Source organism: Methanoregula sp. (genome assembly GCF_041645475.1).
In the GTDB taxonomy this organism is placed as follows: domain Archaea; phylum Halobacteriota; class Methanomicrobia; order Methanomicrobiales; family Methanospirillaceae; genus Methanoregula.
Genome location: NZ_JBAZQA010000003.1, coordinates 51,426 through 66,202, shown reverse-complemented (window position 1 = coordinate 66,202; position 14,777 = coordinate 51,426). Strand labels below are relative to the sequence as shown.

Here is a 14,777-nt window from a genome sequence, read left to right as displayed (position 1 = left end):
GCGTATCAGCCCCCCAAAAAACCGGACGTGAAATCCGAGCCCCGGATAATTCCGAGGAATCTGACCGAACCAGCCCCGGTCCGGCAGGATTCGCGCGAGAGACGCCCGTCCATGTACCATACTCTGGACTGGGCCCGGGGAATTGAGCGGGACCGGGGCTGGGGACTCACTGATGGCAGGGACCAGACCAAAGGGACTGACCGCAGTAAGGGGCGGGACCGTACGGGAACATTCAGGTCCTGATCAAAGAGGGTTTCATCATTACCTGAATTCAAATACCGCTTTTTCTATGGTGTTTGGATTTCCTCTCTGGATTGCAAATTTTTTTTTGCTGTACCTTATGAGCTTGCGGAACAAATGTATCGCGAGATTGAGGATACTATCCTGCACAGGGAGCTTATGAACCAGATCTATCTTTTCGGCCACCAGAAACCCGACACGGACAGTATTGCAAGCGTTATTGGCTATGCCGAATTCAGGAACCGGTCCGAGCCGGGCCGGTACATTCCCGCGCGCTGCGGGGACCTGAACCCGGAATCACGGTTTATGCTTGAGCGTTTCTCTCTTCCAGAACCCGTTTACATAGCATCAGTTGAACCCAACCTTTCCGACATCCGGTATAAACCGGTCTTTTCCCTCCATGAGGATGTGCCCACGGTCGATGTGGCCACCCTGATGGCCCGGGAAGGGATCCGGAATATTGTCATTACTGATAGTGAGGGAAAACCGGTTGGCATGGTTGGCGAGCATGCCCTTGCGGTTACCTGCATTGATACCATCCGCCTCTCGGAATTTGCGGTGACCCCGATTCCGGTCGGTACCCTTGCCCGGATCCTGGATGCACAGGTTGTTGTTGCTGCCCAAAACCCGCTTGAAGGCCGGGTCTATATTGCCATCGATGCCCTGCACGTAACGCTTGGGAAGATGACACAGAAAGATATCGCTGTTGTCGGGGACGATGAACCGGCGCAGCTGGCATTTATCTCTGCAGGTATTGCCTGCTTAATCATTGCCGAAGGTGCTCCGGTCGGGGATCGCGTTGCCGTAGCAGCGGGACAACGGGGTGTCTGTGTCCTTTCAACAAAACTCGATGCTTTTGGTGTGGGCAAGATGATCAACCTCTCCCTGCCAGCACGCGAAGTGATGGAGGCCAACGTCCCAGTCCTTGCCTGCAGCGATACGGTAGCCAATGCCCGCAAGGTTGTATCCGGTTCAAAGTTCCGGGCTGCCTGCGTGGTCAATGCGAGCGGGACGCTTGCCGGCATTCTCACCCGGACCACGCTCCTTGATGACGTGAGGAGACCGGTTATCCTCCTCGATCACAACGAGGCCTCGCAGGCAGTTGACGGAATCGAGGAGGCAGAAATAGTTGAGATCATCGATCACCACCGGCTTGGGGCTATCACGACGCTCAAACCTATCCGGTTCCTCAACGAACCCGTGGGGGCAACGTCAACCATCATTGCCATGAAATTTTTGGAGTCCGGTCTTACACCAACCCGTGAAACAGCCGGGGCGCTTCTCTGTGGGATCCTGTCGGATACTCTGGCCCTTAAGATGTCGACAACAACGCACCGGGATAAAAAAGCGGTCAGCTACCTGGCCCCTCTCGCCGGTGAGGATCCGGAAAAACTGGGAATTGCCCTGCTCGAACGGGCAATGGACCTGTCGGGAGCCCCGCTTGATGTCATTCTCGCCCGAGATACCAAGGTTTTTGAACTCTCGGGGAAAAAGGTCCAGATTGGGCAGGTCATGGTGCCCTCGTTTACCTGGAACCGGGAGCGGAACAATGCAATTGCCCAGGAGCTTGCACGGGTCAGGAGCACAACCGGTGCAGATATTGTTCTCCTTCTTGTTACCAATGTCCTTGAAAATGCAAGCGATATCTATGGTGTTTCGGATCCCGCGCTCGTCCAGGCACTGTTTAAGGATGTCCTCCCGGTCCGGCTTGAGGGTGTCATGTCGCGAAAGCTGGATTTTCTGCCCTGGCTGGGAACCCGGCTCCGCCAGCAGGTTCTGTAACGGTATCGTGCGGGGCTAAAAATACTATTTTTTCCTTTTGTGTTTGAGGTTTTTTTTCTGGACAACCGGATCTGACGCCACACTCCGGTTTTTTCCAATTCAGGAAAATAGTTCAAAAAAAGGGGATGCAATCAATTCCGCATGTTCCGGACTGCAAGAGTACCGGCAATCCCGATACCGATAAGGAGGATCCAGATCGGCAGGGGGGATTTTGTTGGTGCAGGTACTGGAGAAGTGGCTGGTGCCAGGTTGAGAGTGGCGTAAAGGGTGACCGTTTGTCCGGCAGCCGGGACGGAGGGCATGGGTGCGGTGTAGGGAAGATACCCGTTCATGGAAACCGTATAGGTTTTGTAGGGTGTTCCGGTGGTATAGACCGGGACCGTGAGCGTACCCTGCGTGATGGTGCCGACAACCTGGTTATCGAACATTACCGTTGCTCCGTTCACGTTGCAGTTGACCGTATACCATCCCTGGTTTCCCCCAATGACTGCCTGCGTGGTGGGGACAACCGGGTTCAGCGTTGCAAACAGGTTTTCGGTCTCACCAATGCCGGGCATGTAGGGGATACTGCCGGTATAGGTGTTATACCCGCTCTTGCTCACGATATATGATTTGTACGGTGTTCCGGTGCTGTAGACTGCAATGGTCAGGATACCCCCGGTAATTTCACCCTGATACTTGCCGTCAAAATAAACCTGGGCCCCATCAACATTACAATGAACGCTGAGCCAACCCTGGTTTCCGCCAATTGGCTCGGCAGCAGTCACAGGAAGACAGGCAATCGTGAGCAGCAGGATAAGTGCCGCAATCCAGATACGGGTACATTTCATGACAATTCCTCGTGTATAGTGGTTAATGGAGAGTATAATATAAAAAAATACTGACTGCATTTTTTGGAAATACCCTGGCACCGGCATTATCATCCGATTGTGGGAAAGAAATGTGCATTTAAATACACCCCATTTGCCAGAACCTGCGGATAATCCGTAACAGGATTCGTGCTCCGGGCGGCCCGATTTTTTCCGGGAGCAATCCGGGATTTCATGGCCGGTCAGCCGGATAGCCAATGGTCAATAAGCCGGCGTGTAATACTGAGTTTTAACGGGAACTCCGGGAGATGGTTTCGGTCAAACCATTCCGCTGACTCGATCTCATTGCCATCCGGCATTATGGAACCCCCGGCATAATCGGCAATAAAACCAAACATCAGCGAGTTCGGAAACGGCCAGGGTTCGCTTGCAACATACCGGGCGTTCGTTATACTGATTCCCGTCTCTTCCCGCACTTCGCGATGCACGGCATGTTCGATTGTTTCCCCTGGCTCGACAAACCCGGCAACAAGACTGTACCTTCCCGGCGGCGCATGTTTCCCACGGGCCAGCAGGATTGTGTTATCCTTTCTTACAAGAACGATAATAGCTGGCGAGAGCCGTGGATACGTGATCTGGTGGCAGGCAGGGCAGACTTTTGCCCTCTCGGTCCGGACAGGTTTGGTTTTTGTGCCGCACCGTCCGCAAAACCGGGTAGTTCTGTCATAATCAATGATCTGTACCGCCAGTCCGGCAATTGCGAGTTCCTCATCCGGAATGATATCCGCAAGTTCACGGACGCCCGATCTCGTGAACCCCCCGGGGATCTGTGTTTTTTCCATAATTTCGCACGCATAGCAGGGCAATGATCCGTAATGTCCAAGGTAATGGAGATACTCTTGTGCTGGAACTGGCATTCTGCGAGCGTTTTTTATGAACAGTGTCGGGCGGTTTCCTTTCTGGGCAAATACGTCTTTTTCAAGAACTAAGATCAGGAGTGCATCCTCCGGGAGCTGATCTGGTTCCGGGTACTCTTTGTGCAGCGAATCGGCTGCGAACCGAGCAGTTTCATTCATGGTAATTGCCTAATTCCTGAAGAATAATTAGATGTCAAGATAAAAAAATACCCTTATGATTTGGGCAGGAACCCGTCAGATCTGATACCCGCCCTGATTTTATACAGGAACGGATCAAGAATTCCTGCAGGAGACAATAATTATGAATAATAATTTTATGGGAATTTGTGCACACGTTCAGGGCGTTCTTGAGTCGGAGGGATCCCATGGTATGGATCATATTATGCGGGTCACCCGGCTCTGCGAGATTATTGGGATGCGGGAACATGCGGAACTGGATATCCTCATCCCGGCAGCTCTTCTTCACGACATTGCACGTCCTGTTGAGACCGCCCGGGGTATTCCCCATGAAACGGAAGGAGCAAGACTGGCTGAGGATTACCTTCTGTCCATCCATTATAACGAGAATCTGATTCCTGGAATTGTCCAGGCAATCCGGACCCACCGGTTCAGTTCAGCGGAATTACCCGGAACTCTGGAGGCCCGGATCCTATCCGATGCCGACAAGCTGGATGCCATGGGTGCAGTAGGCATTGCCCGGACATTCATGCGGGCAGGAGAGACGGGTGGGAGCTTTTCCAATGCCCGGCACCATTTTGATGTCAAGCTGCTGACCTTAAAAGATATCATGTACACGAGTACCGCACGGGAGATTGCAGAGAAACGACATGCTTTTCTTGTCCTGTTCATTGCCAATCTGGACGATGAACTGAATCTTACTTACGGTTAGTTCTGTAAACCGGTTGGGGAAACCGTGGGTTTCTGGTTTGTTCCCATTATCAGGAGATTTTATTATCGATCCCCACCTGGTGATATTATCACTCAATCCGCTGTATTGGATGCATCAGATCTGAATGAGATGATCATGTTTACAGAAGTATTGCAGAATTATCGCCAATCCATCAAACTCCAGTACCTTGTAAGTTTTACAATCGCCATTCTCCTTCTCATCCTTCTGCTTGTGATCATCAACAATAATCTCCTGCTGATTATCGTCATTGAGCTAATCAGCATCGCAGTCGGCGTCTCCATTTTCATGCTGGTCTGGAACAGTCGCCGGAATGTGAGGGATTCGTTTCTTATTGCCCTTGGCCTCTCGTTTCTTTTCACGGCAGTTCTTGATACCCTCTTTACCATATCGATCATGGACACATCCGTCCTCCAGGAATTCAGCTTTAATAATGCGATCCAGATCGGCATTGCTGCCCGGTATTTCCAGGCGTTTACGCTGCTTATCGCGGCAGTCCTTGTAGGACGAAACCTGACAAAAAAAGGATCCTTTGATACTGCGATCCTTATTCCGCTCTATGCCGTTACCGTACTACTTCTTACGATGAGTATCCTTGTCTGGCATAACTTCCCGGCCTGTGAACTCCATGGATATACCCCGTTCAAGATTGGAAGTGAGTACGTAATCTCCGCGATTTTCATAGCGATAGCCGCAATCCATGTAAAAAAGCGGAAATTTTTTGACTCCACTGTCTGGTTCTATTTTTTCATTGCGCTGATTCTCATGATTGCAGGAGAACTGGCATTTGCAATATCCGGGTCGGGTTTTGCTCTTACCAATTTCCTGGGATTCTGTTTACGGTTCGTTGCGCTCTACTTCTTCTACCGGGCTATCGTTGTTGTTGGTATCAGCAACCCGTTCTATCTCCTTTTCCACGAACTCAAAGAACGGGACTCTGCCCTTCGTGCGTCGGAAGAACGGTACCGGAATGTTGTGGAAGACCAGACCGAACTTATCAGCAGATTCCTGCCGGACGGGACTCATGTCTTTGTCAACAATGCCTATTGCCGTTTTTTTGAAAGAACGCGTGATGAGGTGATAGGAAAAAAAATGCAGCTGCTGGTGCATCCCGATGACAAGGATATGGTAAGAGATACGGTTGCATCTCTCTCACGCAAGAGACCGTTCATCACGGCAACCAACCGCATCCTTCTTCCCAATGGATCGGTCCGGTGGGTCAGGTGGACGGACAGGGCAATTTTCAATGCTGACGGGAAGATCACTGAATACCAGTCGGTTGGCCGGGATATAACGAAGCTCAAGGAAGCCGGGGAAGCCCTGGGACTGGCTCACAGGAAATTAGCCCTGCTCTCCAGTATCACCCGCCATGACCTTCTCAACCAGCTCACGGCCCTCAAATCCTATATCGAGCTCCTCAAGAATGCCCCTCGTGATTCTGATCCGAAAGGATACCTGGATAAGATGGAAACGATTTCCGAGGTTATCGAAGAACAGATCACCTTCACAAAGGATTATGAGACCATGGGTATGAGTTCTCCTGTTTGGCAGGCTGTTTCTGCGTCCATTAACCGGTCAATTGCCTCTCTGCCTATGAGGGATGTCCGCACTTTTTCTGACGTCAGGGATCTCGAAGTATTTGCAGACCCGCTCTTTGAGAAAGTCTTCTACAATCTTATCGACAATGCCCTGCGGTATGGTGGCACGAAAATGACTTTGATCAAAATCCATGCCGAAGCGGCCGGAGATGAGATGGTTCTTGTCTGCGAAGATGACGGGAATGGTATATCCCATGAAGACAAGAAGCGTCTCTTTGAAAAGGGGTTTGGTCATCATACCGGTCTTGGCCTCTTTCTTGTCCGGGAGATTCTCTCGATTACCGCAATTACCATAAGCGAGAACGGTATGCCGGGAAAAGGAGCCCGGTTTGAGATCCGGGTGCCAAAAGGATCGTTCCGTTATGCAGGTCAGGATTGCGCGGAAACGACCCTGCTCATCCCGTGATTTCCGTATCTGCGCCATCCAGCGGATTTTCCTTTCTCCATGAATCCCTCAAGACCCTGTTCCCATTTTTTACCGGGTACTCTCCCCAGGAGAGCGGACTGTTTTTTTATTTCTGGATCTTGCCTTTTCGCGGGCGCGAACCGCTGACAGAGCTTATCCGGATGGAACTGGCAGATCCGGATCTTGGCGCCTGATCCGGCTGTGGGGAGAAGATGGCCGGTTAACGCCCGGTAATCTCAAGAGAGATAACGGTAATCGCGTCAACTGTAGCTTTTGATGATCCAAAAACCGGGTACATCCTCCGGAGAAACATCCGCTCATTCCGGGTATAGGTATCTTCATGTGAGGATTTGGTCTCGATCACATGGCGGACTGAATCAGAAAAGACCCGGTTTTCTTCAGGAGTATGGAAATCTCCGTACGATCGCTGGTGATAGTCATCATCGTTGAGGCCGAGACGTTGTTTGTGATGCCCGTTCATGAACAGGTATCTTCCCTTTGGATCTACGGTATAAATTGAGTCCTGCGTTGCTTCAACAAGAATCCGGTAGTTCTCATCAGTTACCCGGAGTGCTTCTTCAACCTGTTTCCGCCCGGTTGTTTCCGCAGAGATGACCGTAACGGCAAAAACCCTCTCCAGGGTCTCATTCCGGACCGGGCTTAAGCGCCGGATAAACCAGCGGCCGTTCGTGCTGTATTCATCCTGGATGGATGTTTCAGATTCAATGCTTTCATGGACGGCCCGTGCAAAGCGTTCGCTCTCTTCCGGCGTGTGGAATTCCCGGTAATGACGGCCAACATAGTTTTTGTCCCGGATACCCAGGCGCTGCTGGTGGTAAGCGTTCATGAAAAGATAACGGCAGTTTTTATCCACCAGATAAATTGAATCTTCGATAGCTTCGACAATATTCCGGTGGTTGATCTCCGAGCGGATGAGGGCATCCTCCACGCGCTTGCGCATTACGGCCTGGTTCACCATGTTCCGGAGCTCGGCGAACTGGCTGACTGGATCCCCGCTCTTCTGGAGGTAGAAATCGGCACCTGCGTTGAGGGCACGGATGACCATCTCTTCCCGGCTCTTGCCGGTAAAGATGATGAACGGCTTGTCGATCGCCTGTTTCATGAATTCATCGAGAAACTCGATCCCGTCCATCTCCGGCATATTATAGTCGGAAACCACCGCATCGTACTTTTTCTCCCGCAGTTTTTTGAACGCTTCTTCGGCAGAAGAGGCAGTTTCAACGGTAATATCCCCCTCTTTTTCAAGGTAAATGCGGGTAATTTCCAACAATTCCGGCTGATCGTCAACAAGGAGGATAGTAATCATGGTATGATCCTCCGCTCTCCGGCAGGTGGGATTCCGGCAGTCCGGGCGGTATGGTGAATTATAGGACTAACGGGTTTTAATGATATCCATCCGTCATCGTAACGTTCCCGGTTGTCGCCTTTTTTTCGGCGTGATCTCCCAGTTCATTTCAGATTAAAGATGAATTGCTAAGGAACAAGGTGCTCTTGTTGTGTCGGCATACCGGTTTACGGTTTTTCCTCAGTACAGCCGATTTCCGGTAAATTTTGATGAAATTTTTTATCCCGGACCGTTATGGGTTAGAAAAACCATCGGGAGAACCCGTTATTTTTTTTTACGAGCGGGATGACGTCTTCGTCTCCCAAAAGCGAGATATGCCGCCATGAAGAAAGGGCGCTCATCGGCAGATTTCTGATCGGCAAAGAAATGCTATTGTCGTGCGTTGCTGAAAAGGAACTGATGTGGAAACCTGCCTGCCAGAATTATTTTTGGCCGGGCGGGAGCCGGATGGTTCATGCCTGTGTCTACCCCGTACAAAAAACTGCCAAAAAAACGGTTAAGGACACGGAAGCAGATTCTTACCCCTGGCACAAAAGTTCGACATCACAGGCCAGCCGGTACATTCGTGTCCGTGCTTTTTTTGGGAGATGGATGGCAGATCCAATACTGTCTTCAATGGATACCCGCCGGTGGCCGGCGATCAGGTTATCCGCGTGTGCAACAATCTTCTCCTCGGTTGTGTGGGGTGTACAGTCCCGGGGAGCGAGTCCCAGGAGTGTGCATTCATCAGCAGTAAGGCCCGCACCGGTATGGCATTCGACAATGCGTGCAAGAACTTCGGGATATCCCATCCTTCGCAGGAGATCTGCTCCAGCCTGGGCATGGTGTATCGTATGAGTGCTGCTCCGTCCTATATCGTGGAGCATGGCCCCGGCAAGCACCATATCAAAATTGATTTCCGGGTTTCTTACTGCATACTCAAGAGCGCAGTCTGTTACTGCCCTGCAGTGGGCAATAACCTTTGGTCTGCACCCGGCTTCCTGCAGGATCTTTTCAAAAAGGTGTTTCTGGTCAGGCATGACCAAGTGATTTCTGAATATCACTGATTCGTTGTTTTAAGGATCTGAGAAGCATCTCGTTATCGAAATGGCTCATCGGCTGGTCGCAGTCCGGGCACTTGAACTCGATATTCATAGCCTGCGGAAACGTGAAGATGAGATGACAGTCCTTGCAGATATAGAAATCATTCTCTTCTTCATATTTTTCCCGGCGGGAGAGTTTCTCAAGCACGAGCGCCATGTCTTCGCGGATAGCATCATAGATATGATCGATCCGGAGCTGCCAGAGATAGGTGAGCCACCCGGTCTCATTGTTCTTGATCCGGTGGTATTCTGCCAGGCGTTTTTCGTACAGTGTATAGAGCGTGTGGCGGACCGAATTTAAGTTGATGCCGGTCTTTGCCGCCAGTTCCTCGTCACTGTGTTCGCCCTCCCGGGGAAAACGTTCCAGGAGGTTGAGGCCTTCATCCTTCACAAGGCGGAAAAGATAGGCGCGTATCGCGGGATCGTTGATCGCTTCATCTGTTGGATCCATCAGCGCATATATTGTCGGATGGTAGTAATATGCTTATCCAGCAGTGCGCGTGCATCTTCTTCTGTCCGGCCCCATCCGTATACGCTGACAATTGCCTGTTCTTCCTCGAGAGATGTCCCTGGCCAGGGAATGTCTGCAATAAAATCGCGGAAATGCCGGAGATCGGCCCGGACTGTCAGGTCGCGCTCGGCAAACAGGATGCTTCGCAGGGCAAACTGCCGGAAGGGGGGTCGTTTCCGTGGAAGGATGCCGGCACAGGCATTGACATGGCACTCAAAGAGGTTGCACCCGAATGCCCGCTCGACCGTATCTGCGGTTCCCTGGAAGCGGGGGTTGACTTCAATGGCATAGGGAGTCTCATCCCCGGCAACAAAATCAATGCCTATCGTACCGCGACATCCGCTGGCCGCGGCAATGCGCTCGGCAATACAGATAATCTGTTCCGCTGCGGGATGCGAAAACGGGGTTACCGATCCGGAGAACCCGAATGCAGATTCACCGCCACCTCGGAGGATCTGCCGGTTGGATGCAATAGCCAGGGCCTCTGTTCCCGTGGCAATACAGCAGACACTTGCAGGTATTCCCTCAACAATCTCCTGGCGGATATACGGGACATCCAGGTAGACAGATTCCCAGACTGTCATAGCCTCTTTGTTCTCTATCACCGCGTTCCGCCAGCCACCGGCGCCCCGGCGCGGCTTGACCATCACGGGATACTGGTCTTCCGGCAGGGCCCGTGGGATTACGATATTGTTCTGTTGAAAAAAATGCTGAGTATCGAGTTTGTCGAGAAATTTTGCAAGGGTATCTGGTTGCGTCCCGCAGAGCGGGAGCGGGGGTGCGAGATCTTCGGCTCCGGAAGTGGGTACAAAAAGATCGAATGTATGGCGCCTGCAGATTCGTTCAATTGCATCGGGAAGGTCAGTGAGATCTTCAAATTTCTCCCGGTCTTTCGTGTACCAGGCCAGATCCTGGTCACAGAAATGATCGACCGCGCAGACCTCGTACCCGGCATGGTGGGCAGATTGTGCTACATGGCGGGTTGCAAACCCGGCTATGAGCACCCGCCCCTTCATCATCCCTCCGTTTGTTTTCCGGCTTTTGAGGGGATGATCCGTATCTGGGCACCGGGAAATTCATGGCTGAGGCTTTTTCCGGACGCAAGGTGGTCGAGGAAGAGGGCCAGGCTTGAGATCTCGGAGTGGGGCTGGCTGGTTACCGCGATATTGAAATCGGCCAGTCCGTAGATCTCGCCCGGGACTTTCTCCGCACCAACAATGACAAGGATCTTTTTATTCGGGCGGATTTCTTCTATAGCGTCCGGCAGGTTGATCCCGTACATAGTCAGGTGGACAACAACCCCGCCGGATGCTTTCCAGTCCTTGATGCAGGAGCGCCATTTCACGTTATCCTGGCAGAAGAATTCGCCGCCCCAGCGATCGACAACATCTGCGATACTCTGGACTACACCCTTATCCGACGCAGCAAGGAACATTCCCCGGGCACCAAGAGCCCGGGCGGTCAGTCCGACATGCGTTGTTACGCGCTGGTCCCGCTCGGGCCGGTGGCCGATACGGAGAATGACTGTTTCGTGGTCTGTCATGCTAATCCTTCCTTGCCTTAATGACACCGTTCTCTATTGTAAACGGCAGGTTTTTTTCATATTTGAACTGGTTGCGGAGGAGCGCTTCTCCAAAGTTCAGCATCCGGACCGAATCGCCCGGGCATTCGATGAGACAGGATCGTTTGAGCCGTTCCAGCGACGCTGCAACGATTGCTGCATCAAAGCCGCTTTTCGAACAAAGTTCACCGGCCGTTGTTGCAGATCCTTCCGGGATAAGGTGATAGATCTGCCAGTCCACATCCTCATCTTTCACCTTAAATCATATCCTGTATACCAGAATAAGGGTTTTTGTTCCGCCGCTCTTTTCAAGAGGTTTAGCCCGAAGTGATTTTTGCTTCGCGCATCCAATCACTGGCAATGAGTGATACACCATCAAAAATTTCCTATCATGAACTCGTCTCGCTGGCAGATGATCTTCTTGCATCCTGCGAAGAGGACGTCAGCTGCCTTGTTACAAAAATCGATCATCTGCCAGAAGAGATACGATCGGAACTGATAGTGTCTGACCTGCTCAATGCCAGCCAGACATTCTTTTATTTTTTCCGTGTTTTACCGGATGTCCTTGCCTGGGAGCGCATGGAACTTGAGCCGGCATCGGCGCTGGTCCAGGGACTCATGATCGAAGAATGCGAACTTGTTGAACTTCACTTCCTTGTCCGGGGGAACAAACCGGTCATGATCGTCAGCGATGGCGAACAGGTGCTGGCAACATTTTCCGGCAGGAATGCATATGCCGATGGGATGGAGTATATCCAGAATCCTGCATTTAATTCATAGAATTCCGTTTTTTTTAAGCAGGGAAATTCCTGGCGGGGTTTGAAATCGGGGTTTGAAATCTGAACGGCACCTGTTTTGATTGGTTCGTTTTTTCCGGGTAATCGGGATAGCATGTCGTGTGCCCGCATATTTCCATGATCTCTTGTGAATCCTGAACAGGATTTTTTATTCATCAGATTTTTCTTTCATATCGCCCGCGGGAGTGTTTATTTTGCAGGATCAACCTGCCCGGGCTGGCTGGCGGGAGCCGGGGAATTTATAGGGACCGGTATCCATGTATTGGATAGTGAACAGGCCCGAAATTTTTAAAAAAGGAAGATACGTATGCAGATGAGAATTGGGGGAACTGAAACAGCATCTCTTGACGAGGCGTGGATCGAGATCAAAAACCCGTCAACCGGTGAACTTGTTGATCGCGTGCCGGCCGGAACAGCTGAGGACATGGCCCGTGCTGTTGATGCCGCAGGTATCGCATTCGACACCTGGAAGAAAAAGACCCTGCGGGAACGCGGGATGATCCTGTTCCGGGCTGCAGAAAAAGTGCGGGAACAGCATAAGGATCTTGCCCGGCTCCTGACCATGGAACAGGGCAAACCCCTGCGGGAATCGATTGATGAAGTAAGGGGGTATGCCAACATCCTCGAGTTCTATGGCGGGATCTCTGCACACCAGTCCGGCGAGACCATCCGGCTTGGATCTGCGGGAGATTGTCTCGTTGTCCGCGAACCACTCGGAGTCTGCGGGGCCATCATCCCGTGGAACATGCCGGTCATCATCATGGGCTGGAAGGTGGGGCCGGCCCTGCTTGCCGGCAACACGCTGGTTTTGAAACCCGCCTCGTCTACTCCCTTGACGAATCTCAATCTTGCGAAAATTCTCGATGAGGCCGGTCTTCCCCCGGGCGTATTGAATGTGGTCACGGGGACCGGAGAGCAGGCCGGAGAAGCACTCGTACGTCACCCGGATGTACGGAAGATCTCCTTTACCGGGAGTTGTGCAACCGGCATGCGGGTTAAGGAACTCACGTCCCATCATCTCAAGGACGTAACGCTCGAACTGGGCGGTTCGGACCCGATGATTGTCTTGAACGATGCCCATATTGATCATGCTGTTGAAGGGGCACTAAGAGGGCGGTTCTATAATGCCGGCCAGACCTGCACGGCGGTAAAACGTCTGTATGTCCAGGAAGGGGTTGCCGATATCTTTATCCAGAAACTCAAAGAGCGCGTCAGTGCCCTGAACGTTGGGAACGGGCTCGGGCCAAAGATCGATATGGGACCACTCAACAGCAGCGGGCAGCGGGAGATTATCAGCCAGGCTGTTGAGAATACCCGCAATAATCAGGACGGGAAGATTATTGAAGGCGGATGCGCCCTCAAAGGAAAAGCGTACGAATCGGGATATTTCTACCGCCCTACGCTGGTAACCGATGTAACTCCGAAATCCCCGCTGATAACGGAAGAGATCTTCGGGCCGGTACTACCGGTAATGTCCGTTCCCAACCTGGAAGCCGCGATCCGGGAAGCCAACAATACCCGGTTCGGTCTTGGCGCATCAGTCTGGACTACCAACCTCCACTCTGCTAAAAAAGTCTTTGATGAAGTCCATGCCGGCATCATCTGGGTGAACCGGCACTTGACGCTCCCTCCGGAAGTGCCGTTCGGAGGCACGGGCGGGAGCGGGATTGGCCGGGAGAACGGGCAGGATTCCCTGGATCAGTATTCGCAGACCAAGTCTCTCTTCTTAAACTGGTAACCGGCCCGGTTACTCCTTTTTAATGTTCAGGATTATTGTTGCCAGCAGACCTGCATAGAGTACCGGCCAGAGGGCGAGGGGTGATTTCGGGGTTGCCGGAACCGTAGTTGTGGGAACCGGTGTCGAGACAACCGTGGCGGGTGACGTTGTTGCGATAACTGTGGGCGGTGCAGTCGTTGAAATCACAGGCGCAAGAATGTTGAACGTTGCTGAGTCGCTCACTGCAACGGTTATGCCGGATACGGTGACCATATATTCGTCAGGCCGGAATGAAGACGTATCTACCGACATCGACCAATGGTTTTTCCCATCGGATCCTGTCTTTACCTGCACAGTTTTTGCAATACCGGAGAAACTGCCATCCGTTGTTTTCTTTGTGGGTGCAAAGGATGAAGACGTGATCTCGACCTGGAGATTGTCCCCTGCTGCAAGGTTGGTTGTACCGCCAATCGTGAACTGGTCCCCGACATAATGATCGCCAATCGGGTTTATCAGGGTCGCGGGGGGGCGGACTACGAATGAGAATGTTGTAAATGTATCATCGATATTCTGGCTGTTGATAGCCTGGAGAATGGCCTGGGCACCAGCCGGGCTCTGGAGACTGCCTGATCCGGACATCTGGAATATGGTCATGCCGTTTGCACCCAGCTGTTTATTGGATACCTGTCCTGAGGATGGGTCGTAGACAACATCGAACTGTCCGTTCATCATCGGATGCTGTACTACGACAAAGTACTGCCCGGATGCAAGGTTCTGGGTATCGGCCTTCTGGAGTTCATAGGTAAATGTATTATCCGCTTCAACCGGTATGGTTGATACTTTCAGGTAATTGTTGCTGATCTGCCAGACCTGGAGACCTGCCTGGGGGTGGCCGGTGGCAATTCCCTTAATGATCACCGGATCTCCATTTGCTATGCCGGGTGACGTTGAGGTCGCGGAATCCGATTGTGTTATCGTAATTGCTCCCGCAGGAACGATTATGCTGATGAGGAGTACGAGAAAAATTACAACCGGTTGTATCCTTTGGACATTCATGAGGGACATGGTAAATTTTCCTGTAGGT

The 14,777-nt window shown here is 51.9% G+C and carries 15 protein-coding genes; 6 read left to right on the top strand and 9 right to left on the bottom strand.

Features of this window, described 5'->3' with window-relative positions; genetic code table 11:
* Positions 1-111: 111 nt before the first annotated feature.
* The gene (locus tag WC598_RS03720) at positions 112-243 is read left to right on the top strand and encodes a hypothetical protein (RefSeq protein WP_372960130.1); all 132 of its coding nucleotides are present in this window, start codon (positions 112-114) and stop codon (positions 241-243) included.
* Positions 244-357: 114 nt separating this feature from the next.
* Positions 358-2,022: a putative manganese-dependent inorganic diphosphatase gene (locus WC598_RS03715; protein ID WP_372960129.1), complete on the top strand. Its 1,665-nt coding sequence runs from the start codon at positions 358-360 to the stop codon at positions 2,020-2,022.
* Positions 2,023-2,153: 131 nt separating this feature from the next.
* Here WC598_RS03715 and WC598_RS03710 read toward each other — a convergent pair whose 3' ends face one another.
* Positions 2,154-2,852, bottom strand: coding sequence for a hypothetical protein (locus tag WC598_RS03710; RefSeq protein WP_372960128.1), 699 nt, complete (start codon positions 2,850-2,852; stop codon positions 2,154-2,156).
* A gap of 221 nt (positions 2,853-3,073) precedes the next feature.
* Complete coding sequence (gene nudC / locus WC598_RS03705; protein ID WP_372960127.1) at positions 3,074-3,907, bottom strand: NAD(+) diphosphatase; 834 nt, start codon at positions 3,905-3,907, stop codon at positions 3,074-3,076.
* Positions 3,908-4,118: 211 nt separating this feature from the next.
* Between nudC and WC598_RS03700 the strand changes: the two genes are divergently transcribed.
* Together WC598_RS03700 and WC598_RS03695 are read left to right on the top strand one after the other, a co-directional pair.
* Positions 4,119-4,637 carry an HD domain-containing protein gene (locus WC598_RS03700; protein WP_372960126.1) on the top strand — a complete coding sequence of 173 codons (519 nt, stop codon included), beginning with the start codon at positions 4,119-4,121 and terminating at the stop codon, positions 4,635-4,637.
* Positions 4,638-4,772: 135 nt separating this feature from the next.
* Positions 4,773-6,659, top strand: coding sequence for an MASE3 domain-containing protein (locus WC598_RS03695; protein WP_372960125.1), 1,887 nt, complete (start codon positions 4,773-4,775; stop codon positions 6,657-6,659).
* Positions 6,660-6,879: 220 nt separating this feature from the next.
* On the opposite strand, the gene WC598_RS03690 is transcribed toward WC598_RS03695, so the two are convergent.
* The 6 genes from WC598_RS03690 to WC598_RS03665 form a co-directional block, all read right to left on the bottom strand.
* Positions 6,880-7,986 (bottom strand): response regulator, encoded by a 1,107-nt coding sequence (locus WC598_RS03690; RefSeq protein ID WP_372960124.1) that lies wholly within the window; start codon positions 7,984-7,986, stop codon positions 6,880-6,882.
* 557 nt (positions 7,987-8,543) lie between these two features.
* A complete protein-coding gene (locus tag WC598_RS03685; RefSeq protein ID WP_372960123.1) occupies positions 8,544-9,044 on the bottom strand; it encodes an HD domain-containing protein in 501 nt (166 codons plus the stop codon).
* Positions 9,037-9,558: a transcription factor gene (locus WC598_RS03680; RefSeq protein WP_372960122.1), complete on the bottom strand. Its 522-nt coding sequence runs from the start codon at positions 9,556-9,558 to the stop codon at positions 9,037-9,039. The genes WC598_RS03685 and WC598_RS03680 overlap by 8 nt, the downstream gene beginning before the upstream one ends.
* Positions 9,558-10,637 carry an ATP-grasp domain-containing protein gene (locus WC598_RS03675; protein ID WP_372960121.1) on the bottom strand — a complete coding sequence of 360 codons (1,080 nt, stop codon included), beginning with the start codon at positions 10,635-10,637 and terminating at the stop codon, positions 9,558-9,560. The genes WC598_RS03680 and WC598_RS03675 overlap by 1 nt, the downstream gene beginning before the upstream one ends.
* Positions 10,634-11,161, bottom strand: a complete 528-nt coding sequence (locus WC598_RS03670; RefSeq protein WP_372960120.1) for a tRNA (cytidine(56)-2'-O)-methyltransferase — start codon at positions 11,159-11,161, stop codon at positions 10,634-10,636. Before WC598_RS03670 ends, WC598_RS03675 begins: the two co-directional genes overlap by 4 nt.
* A 1-nt stretch (position 11,162) precedes the next feature.
* Positions 11,163-11,435 (bottom strand): MarR family transcriptional regulator, encoded by a 273-nt coding sequence (locus WC598_RS03665; RefSeq protein WP_372960119.1) that lies wholly within the window; start codon positions 11,433-11,435, stop codon positions 11,163-11,165.
* A gap of 104 nt (positions 11,436-11,539) precedes the next feature.
* Between WC598_RS03665 and WC598_RS03660 the strand changes: the two genes are divergently transcribed.
* Positions 11,540-11,959 carry a hypothetical protein gene (locus WC598_RS03660; protein ID WP_372960118.1) on the top strand — a complete coding sequence of 140 codons (420 nt, stop codon included), beginning with the start codon at positions 11,540-11,542 and terminating at the stop codon, positions 11,957-11,959.
* A 324-nt stretch (positions 11,960-12,283) separates the two neighbouring features.
* Positions 12,284-13,714: an aldehyde dehydrogenase gene (locus tag WC598_RS03655; RefSeq protein WP_372960117.1), complete on the top strand. Its 1,431-nt coding sequence runs from the start codon at positions 12,284-12,286 to the stop codon at positions 13,712-13,714.
* Between the two features lie 9 nt (positions 13,715-13,723).
* Here WC598_RS03655 and WC598_RS03650 read toward each other — a convergent pair whose 3' ends face one another.
* Entirely contained in the window at positions 13,724-14,758 is a 1,035-nt protein-coding gene (locus WC598_RS03650; RefSeq protein ID WP_372960116.1) for a hypothetical protein, read from the bottom strand.
* Positions 14,759-14,777: the final 19 nt, after the last annotated feature.

Bases quoted from the DNA above. Each gene is read 5' to 3' on its own strand.
- WC598_RS03720 (WP_372960130.1), top strand. From the start codon at position 112: ATGTACCATACTCTGGACTGGGCCCGGGGAATTGAGCGGGACCGGGGC.
- WC598_RS03715 (WP_372960129.1), top strand. From the start codon at position 358: ATGTATCGCGAGATTGAGGATACTATCCTGCACAGGGAGCTTATGAAC.
- WC598_RS03710 (WP_372960128.1), bottom strand. From the start codon at position 2,852: ATGAAATGTACCCGTATCTGGATTGCGGCACTTATCCTGCTGCTCACG.
- nudC (WP_372960127.1), bottom strand. From the start codon at position 3,907: ATGAATGAAACTGCTCGGTTCGCAGCCGATTCGCTGCACAAAGAGTAC.
- WC598_RS03700 (WP_372960126.1), top strand. From the start codon at position 4,119: ATGGATCATATTATGCGGGTCACCCGGCTCTGCGAGATTATTGGGATG.
- WC598_RS03695 (WP_372960125.1), top strand. From the start codon at position 4,773: ATGTTTACAGAAGTATTGCAGAATTATCGCCAATCCATCAAACTCCAG.
- WC598_RS03690 (WP_372960124.1), bottom strand. From the start codon at position 7,986: ATGATTACTATCCTCCTTGTTGACGATCAGCCGGAATTGTTGGAAATT.
- WC598_RS03685 (WP_372960123.1), bottom strand. From the start codon at position 9,044: ATGCCTGACCAGAAACACCTTTTTGAAAAGATCCTGCAGGAAGCCGGG.
- WC598_RS03680 (WP_372960122.1), bottom strand. From the start codon at position 9,558: ATGGATCCAACAGATGAAGCGATCAACGATCCCGCGATACGCGCCTAT.
- WC598_RS03675 (WP_372960121.1), bottom strand. From the start codon at position 10,637: ATGATGAAGGGGCGGGTGCTCATAGCCGGGTTTGCAACCCGCCATGTA.
- WC598_RS03670 (WP_372960120.1), bottom strand. From the start codon at position 11,161: ATGACAGACCACGAAACAGTCATTCTCCGTATCGGCCACCGGCCCGAG.
- WC598_RS03660 (WP_372960118.1), top strand. From the start codon at position 11,540: ATGAGTGATACACCATCAAAAATTTCCTATCATGAACTCGTCTCGCTG.
- WC598_RS03655 (WP_372960117.1), top strand. From the start codon at position 12,284: ATGCAGATGAGAATTGGGGGAACTGAAACAGCATCTCTTGACGAGGCG.
- WC598_RS03650 (WP_372960116.1), bottom strand. From the start codon at position 14,758: ATGTCCCTCATGAATGTCCAAAGGATACAACCGGTTGTAATTTTTCTC.